The organism is Micromonospora sp. NPDC049004, assembly GCF_040649315.1.
Taxonomy (GTDB): Bacteria; Actinomycetota; Actinomycetes; order Mycobacteriales; family Micromonosporaceae; genus Micromonospora.
Map to the genome: position 1 here is coordinate 116,447 of NZ_JBEZFG010000009.1, position 15,696 is coordinate 132,142.

Below are 15,696 nucleotides of genomic sequence, written 5' to 3' on the forward strand. Positions count from 1 at the left end.
CCGACCCGGCGGTGGCTCACACCAGCGCTCCCGCGTACCCCCGGACCTGCAACCGTTGTCCGGCGGCGGTACCGAGGCGCACCTGAAGGCCCAGCGGTGCGGCGGCCCGGCGCACGTCGTCCAGGTGCAGCGAACCGTGCCGGTCCACGGTCAGCACCGGCGGCTCCTCCAGCTCGCACTCCGGCGCGTGGAAGGACAGCAGGGTCACCGACGTGGTGAGGTAACCGGGGTAGGCGGCACGGGCGGCCGCCTCGTCCGGGTGGGCCAGCACCAGCAGGTCGTCGAGGTGGGCGAAGTCGGCGGCGAGCGCGCCGGCCTTCCAGTGCGCCGGCTCCTCGACGGCCCCGGTGTGGTGCCGGGACCGGTTCGCCGACGTGATGTACAGGTGATCGGTGCCGGTCTCGGCGAGTGCCCGCTCGAAGAACGTGTTGGACGGGCAGGTCAGACCGGGGGCGATGACCTGGGTGGTACGCAGGCCGCGGTCGCGCTGGGTGACGTGCTCGGGCAGCCGGTCGGCGGCGGGGCCCCGGAAGCCGAACGGCCCGGCGCCGTAGAGGGCGTCCATCAGCGCCCGCACCCGGGCGATCGGCAACCGGGGCGAGACCCGGGACCAGTCGAACATTCCCGGGATCCGCCCGATGGCTGTGGTGATGCTGCCGACCTGGTGGACCGGGCGGCCCTTGGCCAGGTTGACCCGGCCGACGGTGGCCGCGTCGGGCCGGGTGACTATCGCGTAGAAGTTGGCGAACGCCACCGCGACGACCGCGCCGCCGGCGAGCGCGCGGGCCGCGACCGCGACGTCCTCGGGGCGGTCGATGTACAGGGACGGGGTCGGGGCGTTCATGGGTCCTCCTCGGCGGGGCCGTGACGCAGTTCTACGTCCGGTGGCCCGCCCGGGGGCCGGGTCGGTCGGCGATCCGATAGCCGACGGTCGGTACGCGATGCGGGCGGCCGATGCCGGTGCGGTACCGACGGCGGACGGCATCGGCCGGACGGAGGATCCGGCGGGGGTGTCGGACGCCCACCGTTAGCCGCGCGACCCGATTGGGTACAACGCCTGCACCTCAGATCCACCACATTCCTTCAGGAGGCAGCGATGCGCGGCACCTCGATACTCGGAGTCATCGTCGTGATCTGGCTGGTGATCGGCGCCATCGCCGGCGGTCAGCGGGGCTACTACAGCGGCGACGACACCAACTGCGCCGAGGCCGGCACGATCCTGGTCACCATCGTGGCCGGACCGCTGAACTACATCGGGGCCAACCCCAAGGTCGACTGCAAGCTGCCCGAGCCGTCCAAGTAGGACGCGTACGCGACCCACCGGCCCGCGCCCCTTCGAACGGGGCGCGGGCCGTCCGCTGTCCAGGGTCCGGGGGCGCCGCCACACCGCGTAGGGCGTCCTAGGAGGCTGGTTTGGACGCGGGGCGGCGTTTGTCGGTCCCGCAGGCGGGAACCGACCGGCGTCAGCGGGCGGACGGAATCGGGAGCGTGCCATGCAGATCGGCTACAAGCTGGCCTCGGAGGGCTTCGGACCGCAGGAGATCATCCGCCAGGCCGTCCGGGCCGAGCAGGCCGGTTTCGACTTCGTCGAGATGAGCGACCACTTCCACCCCTGGCTGGACGCGCAGGGCCACTCGTCCTTCACCTGGAGCGTGCTCGGCGCGATCGCGGCGCGCACCACCACGCTGGGCCTGGCCACCGGCGTGACCTGCCCGACCGTGCGCTACCACCCGGCGATCATCGCGCAGGCGGCGGCGACCATGGCGCTGATCTCCGACGGACGTTTCACCCTCGGCGTCGGGGCCGGCGAACGGCTCAACGAACACGTCGTGGGCCAGGGCTTTCCCAGCGTGCGGGGCCGGCACGAACGGCTGCGCGAGGCGCTGGAGATCATCCGGTTGCTCTGGCAGGGCGGCTACCAGTCGTACGAGGGACGACACCTGCAACTGGAGGACGCCCGGGTCTTCGACCTGCCGGACACCCCGCCGGTGATCGCGGTCGCGGCGAGCGGCGAGGCATCGGCCCGGCTCGCCGCCGAACTCGGCGACGGGCTGTTCGCCACCGATCCGGACCCCTCGATCGTCGAGCACTACCGGCGTGCCGACGGGTCGGGCCCGCGCTACGCAGAGGTGCCCCTGGCCTGGGCCGCCGACGAGCACCAGGCGGTGCAGGCGGTGTTGCAGACCAGCCGGTGGATGGTCACCGGTTGGAAGGTGATGAGCGAGCTGCCGAATCCGGTCAACTTCGACGCGGCCAGCGCGCACGTGGAGGAGAAGCACATCCGCGAGCTCTTCGCCGTCGGCCCCGACCCCGAGCCGCACGTGGCGAAGGTCCGGTCGTACGTCGACGCCGGCTTCGACCACATCGTGCTGCAGAACGCCGGTGGCGACCCCGACGGCTTCCTCGACTTCTTCGCCGCCGACCTCTCCGGCCGGCTGCGCTCGCCGAGCTGAGCCCGCCAGCTCGGACGCTGGACCGACCGCGGTCGGGGCGCGGCGTGCGACCACGCCGGCAGCGGCGCACGGAAACGCCCGCCCGCCCGGACGGCTGTCCGGGCGGGCGGGCTCAGGATGGCTGCGCTCGGGACGAGGCGCGCGGGTCGACGCCTCAGCGGAAGCAGTGCGCGATCGGCACCGCGCTGCCCTCGCAGTTGGTCGGCTCGTTCTCGACGACCACGCTCTCATCGTCGATCTTGACCTGGGCGTGCTCGGCGAAGATGCCGCCGGGCTTCACCGTGGCCGCGTTGTGGGTGACCTTGCTCGTGTAGAGCGCCACCGAGCCGGCGGTGGCGTAGATGCCGCCGCCCTTGGACGTCGCGCCGACCGCCTCGTTGCCGGTCACGTCGCTGCCGCGCACGAGCAGGTTGGACTTCTCGGCGTAGATGCCGGCCCCGATGCCGTGCGTGGTGTTGCCGGCGACCACGCTGTCGTCCAGGGGCAGCAGGCCCTTGACCGTGGAGATGGCCCCGCCGTTGACGGTGGAGGTGTTGCCGCGGATGGTCATCTTGCGCATCACCAGCACCGCGTCGGAGTTGGCGGCGCCACCGCCGACCTGTGCGGTGTTGTTCAGCAGCTCGGTGTCGTACACCTTGGTGCGGGCCGAGAAGCTGGCCAGCCCGCCGCCCTGCGCGGCGCTGTTCTCGGCGAGCGTGGTGGTGTCCACGTCCGCCGCGCCCCGGTAGTTGCCGAGCCCGCCGCCGTAGCCGTTGGCGCTGTTGTGGCGGAACTCCGAGCGCTTCAGCGTCAGCACGCCGCCGTTGAGCAGGCCCCCGCCCTTGCCCGCGGCGCCGGAGGCGCTGTTGCCGATGAAGGTGGAGTCGCTGACCACCATGTTGCCGTCGTTGAAGATCCCGCCGCCGCCGCCCTCGGGCGAGAGCGAGGTGCTCTGGGTGACAGTCACCCGCTCCACCACTGCCGTCGCGCCGTGCACGACGTGCACGCTGCCGCCCTCGATGGCCGAACGGCCATTGTGCAGCTCGACGTCGCGCAGGGTCAGCTCGCCACCGTCGCGGACGGTGAAGAAGCGGAACGGCGCGGCCTGGGCGTCACGGGCGATTGTCGCGCCGGCGCCGTCGATGGTGATGGCCTGGTAGATCACCGGCAGGCCGGACGTGTCGTCGGCCGGGTTGTGCGGCGGGGCGTCCGCGTCGCCGGGGGTTTCCGCCGCGTCGGCCTGCTCCCGAGCGTCACGGATCCCGCCGTCGTACTGGTCGGTCTCGTGGAACGCCTCGGTGAGGGTGTACCGGCACCGGGGCGCGAGCCGCAGTTCCCCGCCGCCCTCCGCGTTGGCCGCCACCAGCGCGGCCACCAGCTTCGCCGCGTCGCACGGCACCGCGACCACGCCCCGCTTGCCGGTGCCCGGGGTGTGCGGTCGGGCCCGCTCGGCGTCATCGCCGTCACGCTCCGGCCCGGACCGGTCGTCGTCCCGCCGGTCGTCGTCGCGGCTGGCCGCGCTGGTCAACCTGTCCAGGCCCGGGAGGGAGAGGTCGCGGTCGGCCGCGGCGGCGGCGCCGGCCGCTCCCACCACCAGACTCCCGGCCAGGAGCCCGCCGGCTAAGAACCATCGGGACCGCCGTCGGGGTCGTGCCGGGCGGTCTCCTCCTCGGTACGTGGACATCAGGTGCCTGCCTTCCTGGGTACGTGACGGTCCACGCCAATCGGGGCGTGGGGTGCTCGACGTGCCGTCGACCACCAAAGGTCACCATATGGCCGCAATACGGACAGGAAGGTGTGAACGTGAATAGTGCTGCCATTCATCTTTAACGACACCAGACGGTGCGTGCGGTCACCCGCCGACGTGGATGCCCGGCCGGCGCAGCGGGTCCGGCTCGGTACGGCGGATGATCTCCCGTACCACCGGCGGGGTGTCCCCCCGGCCGAGGATCAGGTAGCGCAGCAGGTGCGCGATCGGGCTGCCCTCGGACCACTCGAAGTGCGCGTGCGGGCGTACCCCGGTGGCGTCGCGCAGCGCCAGCAGGATCGCGGCGATCGCGTTCGGCGCGGCCGGACTGCTGGCCCGCAGCACCCGAAAGCCCGCCACCTCGACGCCGTGCACCCGCAGCACCTGGCTGAACCCCGACGGATCCACCACGTCGATCTCCAGGAACAGCACGTCCGCGGCCCCGGGCACCGGGTTCATGCCCCGCTGCGCCCGCTCCTTGATCGTGTACTCCTTCACCGAGCCGCTCTGGCGCTTGTTCGCGATGAGGTGCAGCTGCCCGTCATGAGCCAGCGACTCGGCGACGAACCGGCGGGCCGGCTCGTCGAACTCGATCCGCTCCGCGCGCAGCTCCGTCGTCCGGGTGACCCGGGAGATCAGCGACACCACGATGATGCCGAGGATGAACAGCGCCGAGATGGTGATCCCGTCCGGCTGCTCGACGACGTTCTCCAGCAGCGCGTACAGCAGCACCAGGGTCAGCACCGTGAAGCCGATGCCGGCGACGCGCTGGCGGTGCCGGACCGCGGAGATGGTCACCGCCACCGCGCCGGAGACCATCATCGCCAGGATGCCTGTGGCGTACGCCCCGGCCTGGGCGTTGACGTCGGCCCGGAACGCGATCGTGATGGCGACGCTGACGACGGTGTAGACGACCACCACCGGGCGTACCGCGCGCGCCCACTCCGGGGCCATGCCGTACGAGGGCAGGTAGCGCGGCACGATGTTGATCAGCCCGGCCATGGCCGACGCGCCGGCGAACCAGAGGATGAGCACGCTGCTCACGTCGTAGACGGTGCCGAACACCTCGCCGAGATAGGTGTGCGCCAGAAAGGCCAGCGCCCGACCGTTCGCGGGGCCGCCCGGGCGGAACTCGGCAGCGGGAATGAGCGCGGTGGTCACGAAGGTCGTCGAGATCAGGTACACCGACATGATCAGCGCGGCGGTGGTGAGCAGCCGGCGGGTGTTGCGGATCCGGGCGGCCAGCCGGGCCGGCCGGTCCGGGCCGTCGGCCGACACCAGCGGCATCATGCTGACACCGGTCTCGAAGCCGGACAGCCCCAGCACCAGCAGCGGGAACGCCAGCACTGCCGTGAGCAGGACGTGACCCGCCCCGCCGCCGGCGGTCAGCGCGGTCGTCCAGTCCGACACGATGGCGGGGTCCTCGACGATCCGGGTCACCGCGACCACCACGATCACCGCGTTGAGGACGAGGAAGACCGCCACCAGCGGGATGGCCACCACGACGGCCTCGCGGAAGCCGAGCAGGAACACGCCGCCGAGGACGAGCAGCAGCGCCACGGTGACCAGCACCGGCACCGCCGGGCCGTGCAGGGCGTCCGGCAGGTACGGGTTCTCCAGCAGGTGCACTGTGGCGTCGGCCGAGGACAGGGTGATCGTGATGATCCACGAGGTGGCCACGAACCCGAGCAGCACGAGCACGAAGATCTTGCCCCGCCAGAACGGCAGCAGCCGCTCCAGCATCGCCACCGAGCCCTGCCCGTGCGGGCTCTCCTGGGCCACCCGGCGATACATGGGCAACATGCCGAACAGGGTCAGCGCGACGATCAGCAGGGTCGCCAGCGGGGACAGCGCGCCGGCCGCCACCGCCGCGATGCCCGGCAGGTACGACAGGGTCGAGAAGTAGTCCACGCCGGTCAGGCACATCACCTGCCACCACGCGTGCCTGCGGTTCTGCCCCTCGGCCGTCTCCGGGCCCGGCGGCTGCACCTGGTGTTCGAAGAGCCACCGCCGCAGCGGGCTGGCCGGCGGCGCCGACCGGGCCGGGCTGTCGACCCGCTCGGGCACCACGACACCCTGACGGCCGCCGGAGTGCGGGCGGGCCGGGTCGCGGGCGGCGCGCAGCGCCGGGTCCGGTCCGGTAGGCGTATGGCGGCGTCCGCTCCAGCGTCGCGGTCTCGCCCGGTGCTCGTCAGCCATCGCCCGTCCCACCCTCGCAGGTCCTGCTCCGACGGTAGGTGGTGCGCGGCGGTCCGACCGGCGGAACCGGGTACGCGGATGGCCTACTCAGGGCAGGTCCTCATCCGGCGAGCAGCCGCGCCAGGGCCGGTGGGTCGGCGACGGTGACGGTGGCCGCCGGATGCCGGAGCCGGCCGCCGGGCGCCAGGGCCGGCACCGGTACGCCGAAGCGCAGGCAGACCCCGCCCGCCGTGCTGCTGCCGAAGCTCACGCCGCGGTCGACCATCGACAGGCGGGGGCCGATCACCCGCCACCAGCGGTACGGACCGCTCAGCTCGGCGCCGATCACGTTGTCCCGGCCGGTGCGCAGCCGCCACGGCCCGTACCGGATCACCAGGTCCTGGTCGGTGACGGTGACCCAGGCCGTCGCCGGCCGGACGCCCAGCAGCGCCAACGGTGGACGGAACGCCGGGTCGAAGCGGAACGGGAACCGGGCCGCAGCGGCGCTCATCGCGCCCCGGGCCGGACATCGGGTCGCGGCACCGGGCCGCCCGGGCGTAGCGGGCCGGGCCGCGCGGGTCGGGGTCGGGCGGCGGGGCGGCGCCGGGCCAGGACGGTCATGGCGCGGGCGTACCCCGTACGAGCCAACCGACACCCCTGGGCCGTGTCCTGTCGACCACCGAACGCCCCGCGGCCGGTTTGATCCCCCGCCACCGGCCGGCGGGCGTCCCCCGCGTGGCCGCTGGGCCGGCCGGCGACCCGTCCCGTCGCCGCCGGCCGGCCCAGCGAGCCCGGCCCGCACCGGCTCCCCCGCCGCCGGCCGGCACCCCCCGGGCCGGCCGACGGCGGCAGACGGTCGACACCCCCCGGGCCGACCGGCTGACTCCCCGCCGTCGCCGGTGAGCACCGGCCGACTCGCGGGTGGTGGAGCTGGTGGGGCGGACGCGCCCCCGCGCTCCGCCGCCCCCACGGGCGGAGCGCGGGGACCCCCCGTCCCGGCTACTGCAGGAACGCCCCGAGGGGCGAGAGCAGCAACCGGCCGAGCGCCGCGGCGTTGTCGTCCAGCCGCGTGCGCTCACACTCGCGGGCCTCCGGATCGTGCCGGCACCGCCAGATCTTCTGCGCGTTGCGCCAGGCGACATCGCGGGTGTACTCGACCAGTTCCCCCTGGTACCAGTCGTCGATGTCGCCGTTGAGCATGTCGATGAGCAGCTGCCACCGCTCCAGATAGCCTCGCCGCAGGCCGGGGATCTTGTCCGCGAAGATGTTGTTGATCTCGAGGTAGTCGTGGTGCTGGTCGGTGCCGTCGACCGGCTCCGACTCCAGGTGGTCGAACGTCGTCACCAACGCGAACGGCAGGTCGAAGTTGATGTGCGCGTTCACGCCGGCCGCCGCCGACGGCAACGGGCGGGCGTCCGGCCCGCGCATCCGCGAGAACAGACACGACCACGCCTTCGGCGTCCCGGGGCTGGAGTCGGTCCACAGCCGCAGGGCGTCGAAGTAGCGGGCCGCGAACTCGACGTCCAGCCGGGAGAGGAACACCGGGTCGACGAAACGGTCGTCGTACAGGCCGTCCAGCACGCTGCTGGTGATCGTCAGGTAGAGCTTGTTGAAGTCGGCGAGCGGGCAACTCGCCTCCAGCGGTGGCAGCCGCACCAGCATGTCCTGGAGCTTGGTGAGGTGATCGACCACCGCTGGCACGTCCGCCGGGTGGTCGGCCAACAGGTCGACGATGTCCCGGTGCACGGGCCCCCAGACGGGTTCGGTCATCTCTCCTCCATAGTGGTCGTGACGCCCCCGTGACGCCGTCGACGGGGCTCAGCCTCTCAGCCGAGGGCCGCCGCCCGGATCAGTAGAACGACGTATCCCGGCGCGCACACGCGCCGGGATACGTACCGGTGCCGTCAGCCGCGGGAGTTGCGCAACATGATCGCGCTGGCCTGGACGCGGGTGCGGACCTGGAGTTTGTCGAAGATGTGCGACACGTGCACACCGATGGTCCGCTCGCTGATGAACAGCCGCTGCCCGATCTCCTTGTTGGTCAACCCCTCGGCGACGAGCGCGAGCACCTCCCGTTCGCGCGCGGTGAGGGCCGCCAACTCGTCGTCGACCGGCTCGGCCGACGCGACGGGCCGCGCGCCGTCGGCGTCGCGCTCGGCCAGCGGCACCCGGGCCCGCCCCGCCAACTCCCGGATCTCCGAGGTCAACGGCACCGCGCCCAACCCCTGCGCCACCCGGTACGCCTCCCGCAGCAGCTTGCCCGCGGTGGCCACCCGACTGCGCCGGGCCAGCAGAGCCTCCGCCTGCCGCAGCCGGGAGTACGCTGCCGGATAGGGGTGGTTACGACGGTCCCACTCGGCGGCCGAGGTGGCCCACAGCTCCGGGTCGCTGCCGTCGAGACGACTCACCTCGGCGGCGCACAGGGCCAGAAAGCCCTCCACCACCGAGCGCACCGGTCGGGCCGCTCCGGCGCTCTTGCGCGCCATCCGGTCGGCGACGTCCCGCAGCCGGCGTACGGCCGTCGGGTCCACGGCCACCGTGCGGCTGGCGTGCGCCTCCGCCTCGGCGCGCAGCCCGTGCCAGACCAGTGCGGACAGGATCATCACGTCGTCGGAGCGGCTCTCGGTGAGGCCGCGCTGGACCGCCAGCCGCGCCACGTCGTGCCGGCCCTCCCACATCGCCAACCCGGACCGCAGGGTGAGCAGCGGGATGACGTGGCGGGCCCCACCGCCGGCGAGCAGGGTCGCCACCGCGTCGAGGTCCCGGCCGGCGGCCTCGATGTCGCCGTAGCCCACCGAGAGCCGGCATCGGGCGAGCAGCAACTCGACGGCGTCCGCGCCGGACGGTCGGTGCCGCAGGGCCACGGCGACCACCTTCTCCGCCTCGGCCCACTGGCCCACCCGGAACAGCCCGTTGATGGCGATGGCCAGCAGCCGGGTGCCCCAGGTACGCCCCAGCCCCAGCTCGGCCACCCGTTCGGCGCCGCGCCGTGCCACCACCACGCCCTCTTCGAGGATGTTCAGCGGCCCGGTCAGCAGCTCCGCCAGGTGCAGGTAGGCGCACGCCACGTCCTCGGGCTGGCCGGCGCGCTCGGCGGTGTCGAGGGCGTCGCGCATGACCGCCAGACCGGCGTCCGGGTCTTCCAGGAAGGCGTCGCTGAAGCCCAGCGCCGAGCTGGCCAGCACGACCTCGGTGGCGGAACCCTCCGCGTTCTCGGCCAGCGCCAGCGCCTCGCGCGCCCGCGCGCCGGCGTCGGCGTAGCGGCCCAGGTGCAGCAACAGCTCGGCCAGCCGCGCCGCTGCGGCGGCCCGGTCCCGCGGCGAGCAGTCCGCCGCCTCCAGCGCCCGCTCGTACTCCTCCTCGGCCAGCGCCGAGCGACCGGCGGCGGCCAGGTAACGGGCCCGGCGGATGTGCAGCGCGCAGCTCGGCTCGCCGCCCCGCAGCGCGGCCAACTCCTCCAGCAGGGCCAACGCGCGGGCGTGCTCCCCACAGTGGTGGGCCGCCTCGGCGGCGTTGCCGAGCAGCTCGATCCGGTCCACCTCCACCGAGCCGGAGTCGCCGGCCAGGTGCAACGCCGCCGTCCAGTGGCGGTGCGCCTCGGCGTAACCCTGCAGCCGCTCGGCCTCCTGCGCGGCGGCCACCGCCGCCGGCAACGCCCGCGCCGGCTCACCCGCCAGCCGCCAGTGATGCGCCAACCGGGCCTGGTGCAGCTCGCCCGGCGCGGCGGTCAGCGCCTCGGCGTAGCGGCGGTGCAGGCCGGAGCGCTCAGCCGGCAGCAGTTCGTGCGACAGCACCTCGGCGACCAGGCGGTGCCGCAGCCGGTAGCCGTCATCGGCGCCGACCAGCAGCCGGTGCGCGACCGCGGCGCGCGCGGCGTCGATCAGCTCGTCCTCCGGCAGCCGCAGCACCTCGGCCAGCAGCCAGTGCTGCACCGGCTCGACGCCCGCCGCCACGGCGTGCACCACGGCGTGCGCGTGCTGCGGCAGCGCGTCGACCCGATCGAGGAAGATCTCCCGCAGGGTCTCGGACAGCCCGTCCCGCCCGTCGCGCAGGTCGCGGGCCAACTCCTCGATGACGAACGGGTTGCCGCCGCTGCGCTGCCACACCTGCTCGGCGGCGTCGGGCGCAAGCGTCCGCCCGACCACCGCGGCGGCGAGCTGCTCGGTGCCGGCGCGGTCCAGCGGGGACAGGTCCAGCACCCGGACCGTCCGCAGCCGGCGCAGCTCGGTGAGCACCCGGCGCAGCGGGTGCGCGCCCTGCAACGACTCGGCCCGCACCGCGGCCAGCACCGACAGCTGGAGGTCACCGAGACCGGCCAGCAGATAGAGCAGCAGCTGGCGGGTGCTGCGGTCGACCCACTGGAGGTCGTCCAGGATCAGCACCAGCGGTCGCCCCTCGGCGATCAGGTGCAGGCCCCTGGAGACGCGTTCCAGCAGGGCACCGGCGCCGTCCGGGCCGCCCGTCTCGTCGGCGAACATCTGCAACAGCCCGCGCACCGCCGAGGAGGTGCGCGCCTGCGCCGCGGACAGGTCCGCGTCGAAACGCCGCAACGCCTGCAGCAACGGGTGCAGCGGCGAGGCGTCGCCGATGTCCAGGCAACTGCCGGTGAGCACCAATGCGCCCTGGTCGCGCAATCGGGCACCGATCTCACCGAGGAGGCGGGTCTTGCCCACACCGCTCTCACCGGTCAGGAAGACGGCGGCCGTCTGCCCCTGTGCCACGTCACCGAGCAACGCCGACCGAACCGTCTGCACCAGCTCGGCCCGGCCCACGAGCGGTGCGGTGTCCACATCGCTGGCCATGGGACGCAGCCTAATCACACGCCCCCGTACCGTTCTACGGCCATCTGCCGCTTGTGGTACTCCTCGCGTCGACATTGCGACTAATGGTTGCGAGTGGCCGACATACGTCGTTCTGCCGATCCCCCGTCAGCCCAGGAATGCCAATCTCCGAGGGTCGTCAGCCACCAGCGGGGGAAGGACCGGTGCGCACCCATGATCACTGTCGTCGCCGACACGCAGCGGACCGACCGCCCACACTGGCCGGTGCCCGAGGAGAGGCGGACGGTCACCGTGCTGTTCGCCGACATCGTCGGCTCCACCGCGCTTGTCGACCGGCTCGACCCGGAGGACGTCCGCGCGCTGCAGCGGGCGTACTTCGACACGGTCGCCGCCGTGCTGCGCCGCTGGCACGGCGTGGTCGAGAAGTACGTCGGCGACGCGGTGATGGCACTGTTCGGGGCGCGACACTCCGACGGCTTCGACGCGTACCGGGCGGTGCGGGCCGGGCTGGAGATCCAGGCCGCGCTGGATCGCCGGCCCATCCTCGGCGACATCACCCTGCGGCTGCGCGTCGGGGTCGCCACCGGCGAGGCGGTGGTCGACCTGGGCGGCGCGGTCAGCGGCGGCCACGGCGTGGCCAGCGGCGCGGTGATCACCACCGCGGCCCGCCTGCAGGAGTACGCCGCACCCGGCACCGTCGCGCTCTGCGCCGCCACGGCACGGGCCACCGCCGGTCTCATCGTGCAGCGTCAACTGGCGCCGGTGCCGGTCGCCGGCCGGGTGCCGCCGATGCCGGTGTGGCATGCCGCCGGCCTGGCGCGACCGGGCGCCGACCGGCACGACGGCCCGCTGATCGGGCGACGCCGCGAACTGGCCAGCGTCACCGACCAGCTGACCCGGGCGCTGCACGACCACGACCCGCGCTGGGTGTCCCTGGTCGGCCCGAGCGGCAGCGGCCGCAGCCGACTGCTGCACGAGCTGACCCGCGCGCTGCGCACGGTGGACGGGATGCCGGTGCGCTGGTGCGTGGTGAGCTGCCCGCCGTACCCCGACCAGGTGCTCGCGCCGGTCGCCGAACTGGTCCGCGGCGTCGCCGGCATCCGACACGGCGACGGCCCGGCGGCGGTCCGTGACCGCCTGACCGACGCTCTGACACCGCTGTACCCGCCGAACCGGGTCGCGGCGGCGGTGGCGGCGCTGCAATCGCTGCTGACCACGCCGGACGGTTCGGCCGGGACGCTGGCCGCCGCGGCGGTCTGCCGGGACGCGCTGCTGCGCCTGGCCGCCCACCGACCGCTTGTCGTCGCCGTGGACGACGTGGACCGCGCCGCGCCGGCCGTGAGCCACTTCCTGCACGCGCTGTTCACCGCGGCGGCGGCGCGGGGGCTGCCGCTCGCGGTGCTCACCGTGCATCAGCCGCAGTGGGCCGACACCCGACCCGGCCCGGTCCGCCGCGTGCCGATCCGTCCCCTGGCCACGGTGCAGTCCGGGCGGCTGCTGCGCCACCTGCTCACCCGGGCCGGGCAACCGGTGGCCCTGGTCGACCGGCTGCTGCCACTGGTGGCGGGCCGACCCGGCCACGCGGCGGCGTACGTGCGGTCGATCGTGGAGGGCGCCGACCGGCTGACGCTTCCGCTGCCCGACGCGGTCCGCCGGGCCGTCGGCGCGGAACTGGACCACCTCGACGGTGAACGACGAGCGGTGCTGATGGCCGCCGCCACCATCGGCGGGCCGGTCTCCCGCGACGCCGTCGACCGGACCCTCGGTTGGGTGCCCGGCCGATCCGCACCGGCCCTACGCGGACTGGTCGCGGCCGGACTGCTGCTCGCCCGCCGCACCGACGGGTACGTGTTCGCCGCGCCCGCGCTGCGCCAGGTCGCCGCCGAGCGGTTGCCCCGCGCGTTGCGGGCCGTCTTCGGCAGTCGTGCCGCCGAAGCGCCGCGCCTGGACACCGTCCGCCCGGAGGCCCTCGACCCCACCGCAGGCCGTTCCGCCGCAGCTCACCCGGTCGCGGACCGTCCCGCCGACGTGGTGCGTCTCGACGCCGTTCACCCCCGGGCAGGCCGCTCCGGCGCCGTCCTCGCGGTGGTGGCCCCGACGGTCTCAACGCGCCGCACCGCACCGCCGCGCCGACGTCTTCCTGCGGCGACGACGACCACCGCGCCGGCCGAGCCGGGTCGCGGAACCAACCACCCGGCGGGTACCCGCCGCCTGCGCGCCGTCGTTTCCGCCAGCGACGGGCCACCGACGCGAGGGTGCGCGACGGCGAGCAGCACGGCCGGGCCCCGGCCCGCGGACGTGGCCCGGACCCCGGCGACGATCCGAGCGGCGCCTACCGTGCCGGGGCCACCCGAACGCGGCGGACCGGTCGGTGTCGGCCCACCGGCCGGAGTCGTGCGCGCCGCACCCCGTCCGCCATTGATCCACTGGCCGAACGGCCTGGCCACCGCCGCCTGAGGGTCAGGTCGGCCGCCCGCCGAACTGCCAGTGGTGCACCTCGACGTCGGCGTACCGGTCCACGGTCAGGATGGCGCGCGCCGCGTCCGGGGTCGGCGCCCGCACCAGCGCGGCGGTGCCGAGCCAGGTGTCGCCGTCGTCGGACAGCAGCGGCCCGTACGCGATCAGTTCGTCCGGGTCCGGCGGCACGGCCAGGTCGACGGCCGGCCCCGCGCCGAGGCCGAGCACCAGATACCGGTTGCCGCCGGTCCGGCCGCCGGCGAAGTCCCACATCGTGCGGCCCAGCGTGTTGCGCCACCGGCGCAGCAGCACATCCCGGTACACGCCGGCCTGGTAGTTCGGCTCGTCGAAGGCGAACGCCCGCGCGGCACCCGCGTCGGGCAGGTCGACGATGTGCACGCTGCCGGTGGCCGTGTCGCCGGACAGGGTCGGGCCGCGGGCGATCATCTCCGCCGCAAACCCGTCCATGTAGGTCCAGTGCTCGGCCAGCAGCTCGTCGCGCAACGCCGCCGAGTCGGGCCGGTCGCGGTGGTAACACAGGAATTCCATGCCACCCATTCTCGACGCCGTGCCCCACCGCCTGCGGGGGCGGGCACCGCCGAGTCGTCCTACGGCACGGACGCCGAGGCCAGCAGCGCCGCGGTGGGCAGCGCGAGCCTGCCGTCCGGGTCGCGGTAGGGGGCGGTCAGCTCGTCGTACGCCGCACGGATCCGCACGATCACGTCCGCCGGTTGGGTCTCCATCAGCAGCCCCGGTCTGCTGATGCCGTTCGCCGGCCCGCTCCACCAGGCCTCGGGGTCGGTGCGGTGCACCCAGCTGATCGTCTCGCACCGCACGTCGGCGAGGCCCGCGGCGTCGAGCAACCCGGCGAACCCCTCGACGGTACGGGGAAAGTCCTTCTCCGCGTCCACCCTCGGCACCGACGTCGGACGGTCGACCCCGGCGGCGTCGAAGACCTCGCCCCAGAGGCTCTGCGCCTCGGGCGGCGGGTCGGGCCAGAGCGTCACGGCGATTCGTCCGGCCGGCCGGACGACCCGTCGGAGTTCGCCGATCGCGGCGAGCGGATCACCCACGTGGTTGATCACGAAGTTCGCCACGGCCGCGTCGAACTGCCCGGATTCGAACGGGAGGCGGGGCAGCGCCGCGAGGAGGACCTCGTCGGCCAACGGGAGCCGGCTGCGGGCCAGGTCGACCATGCTGGGCTCCGCGTCGACGGCCACCACGCTGGCGCCGCGCGCGCACGCCAGCCCGGCGACGGTCCCGGAACCGGTGCCGACGTCGAGCATCCGGGTTCCGGCCTCGACGTGGGCGGCGTCCAACAGTGCCGGGGCGGAATGGGCGCACAGCAGCGCGAAGCTGCCGTCGAACGCCGCCGCCCGCCCGGCCCAGCGCGACCGCTCGTGGTCATCGAAGGCTGTTGTCGTCATTTCCGCACCCCCGTGAGGATCATGCAAGCGCGTCCACGGCACCGCCACTCCCCCGCGCATCGGCGCCACCGCCCGCCGAACGCCCGGCGGCCCGGCGGGCGCTCAGTCGGCGGCGAGGAAGGCCAGCACCCGGGGCCAGACCTGCGCGGCGGCGTCCGGGGCGTACTCGGTGACGTCCGGGTCGGTGAACAGGTGCCCGACGCCGGGATAGCGGAACACGCTCAGGTCGGCGCCGGCGTCGGTCATCGCCCGCTGCCACTCGTCGACCTCGTCGGGCGCGTCGTACGGGTCCGGGTCGGCGACGTGCAGCTGCACCGGCAACCCGGGCCGGACCGTGTCCGGCCCGCCACCGGTGCCGTGCAGCAGGAGCAGGCCGGCGGCGTCGGGACGCTCGGCGAGCAGCGCCCCGGCGACGCCGGCACCCATCGAGAAGCCGGCCAGGACCGTCTGCGGCGGCAGGTCGCGCAGCGCCGCGCGGGCCCGGTCGAGCACCACCTCGTGGCTGATCTTGTCGAGCAGCGCGAAACCCTCCTCGACGGTGTCGGCGGCCGGGACGCCGTACAGATCGGGGGCGGTGACCCGGTGCCCGGCGGCGCGCAACCGGTCGGCGGCGGCACGAACGGCGGGCCGCAGCCCGTACACGGAGTGGAACAGCACGACGTGTCGCATCAGGC

12 protein-coding genes are annotated in these 15,696 nt (G+C 74.1%); 3 read left to right on the forward strand and 9 right to left on the reverse strand.

Annotated features, from left to right (window positions below):
- Nucleotides 1-16: 16 nt before the first annotated feature.
- The gene (locus AB0B97_RS25370) at nt 17-844 is read right to left on the reverse strand and encodes a hypothetical protein (RefSeq protein WP_357496993.1); all 828 of its coding nucleotides are present in this window, start codon (nt 842-844) and stop codon (nt 17-19) included.
- A gap of 252 nt (nt 845-1,096) precedes the next feature.
- On the opposite strand from AB0B97_RS25370, the gene AB0B97_RS25375 reads away from it, so the two are divergent.
- Together AB0B97_RS25375 and AB0B97_RS25380 are read left to right on the forward strand one after the other, a co-directional pair.
- Nucleotides 1,097-1,303 (forward strand): hypothetical protein, encoded by a 207-nt coding sequence (locus AB0B97_RS25375; RefSeq protein WP_007460667.1) that lies wholly within the window; start codon nt 1,097-1,099, stop codon nt 1,301-1,303.
- Between the two features lie 190 nt (nt 1,304-1,493).
- Nucleotides 1,494-2,453 (forward strand): TIGR03557 family F420-dependent LLM class oxidoreductase, encoded by a 960-nt coding sequence (locus tag AB0B97_RS25380; RefSeq protein WP_357496995.1) that lies wholly within the window; start codon nt 1,494-1,496, stop codon nt 2,451-2,453.
- 154 nt (nt 2,454-2,607) lie between these two features.
- Here AB0B97_RS25380 and AB0B97_RS25385 read toward each other — a convergent pair whose 3' ends face one another.
- From AB0B97_RS25385 to AB0B97_RS25405, 5 genes are all read right to left on the reverse strand, one after another.
- Nucleotides 2,608-4,116: a hypothetical protein gene (locus tag AB0B97_RS25385; protein ID WP_357496997.1), complete on the reverse strand. Its 1,509-nt coding sequence runs from the start codon at nt 4,114-4,116 to the stop codon at nt 2,608-2,610.
- 168 nt (nt 4,117-4,284) lie between these two features.
- The gene (locus tag AB0B97_RS25390; RefSeq protein ID WP_357496999.1) at nt 4,285-6,378 is read right to left on the reverse strand and encodes an amino acid transporter; all 2,094 of its coding nucleotides are present in this window, start codon (nt 6,376-6,378) and stop codon (nt 4,285-4,287) included.
- A 100-nt stretch (nt 6,379-6,478) separates the two neighbouring features.
- Nucleotides 6,479-6,868, reverse strand: coding sequence for a hypothetical protein (locus tag AB0B97_RS25395; RefSeq protein WP_234587034.1), 390 nt, complete (start codon nt 6,866-6,868; stop codon nt 6,479-6,481).
- Between the two features lie 488 nt (nt 6,869-7,356).
- The gene (locus AB0B97_RS25400) at nt 7,357-8,127 is read right to left on the reverse strand and encodes a DUF5995 family protein (RefSeq protein WP_234590474.1); all 771 of its coding nucleotides are present in this window, start codon (nt 8,125-8,127) and stop codon (nt 7,357-7,359) included.
- Between the two features lie 134 nt (nt 8,128-8,261).
- The gene (locus AB0B97_RS25405; RefSeq protein ID WP_357497002.1) at nt 8,262-11,159 is read right to left on the reverse strand and encodes an AAA family ATPase; all 2,898 of its coding nucleotides are present in this window, start codon (nt 11,157-11,159) and stop codon (nt 8,262-8,264) included.
- Nucleotides 11,160-11,351: 192 nt separating this feature from the next.
- Here AB0B97_RS25405 and AB0B97_RS25410 point away from each other — a divergent pair, with 192 nt between their 5' ends.
- Nucleotides 11,352-13,595, forward strand: a complete 2,244-nt coding sequence (locus tag AB0B97_RS25410; protein WP_357497004.1) for an adenylate/guanylate cyclase domain-containing protein — start codon at nt 11,352-11,354, stop codon at nt 13,593-13,595.
- 3 nt (nt 13,596-13,598) lie between these two features.
- Here AB0B97_RS25410 and AB0B97_RS25415 read toward each other — a convergent pair whose 3' ends face one another.
- From AB0B97_RS25415 to AB0B97_RS25425, 3 genes are all read right to left on the reverse strand, one after another.
- On the reverse strand, nt 13,599-14,144 hold the full coding sequence (locus AB0B97_RS25415) for a YciI family protein (protein ID WP_357497006.1): 546 nt from the start codon (nt 14,142-14,144) through the stop codon (nt 13,599-13,601).
- 59 nt (nt 14,145-14,203) lie between these two features.
- The gene (locus tag AB0B97_RS25420; protein WP_357497008.1) at nt 14,204-15,022 is read right to left on the reverse strand and encodes a methyltransferase domain-containing protein; all 819 of its coding nucleotides are present in this window, start codon (nt 15,020-15,022) and stop codon (nt 14,204-14,206) included.
- A 102-nt stretch (nt 15,023-15,124) separates the two neighbouring features.
- Nucleotides 15,125-15,691: a dienelactone hydrolase family protein gene (locus AB0B97_RS25425; RefSeq protein ID WP_357497010.1), complete on the reverse strand. Its 567-nt coding sequence runs from the start codon at nt 15,689-15,691 to the stop codon at nt 15,125-15,127.
- Between the last annotated feature and the right edge of the window lie 5 nt (nt 15,692-15,696).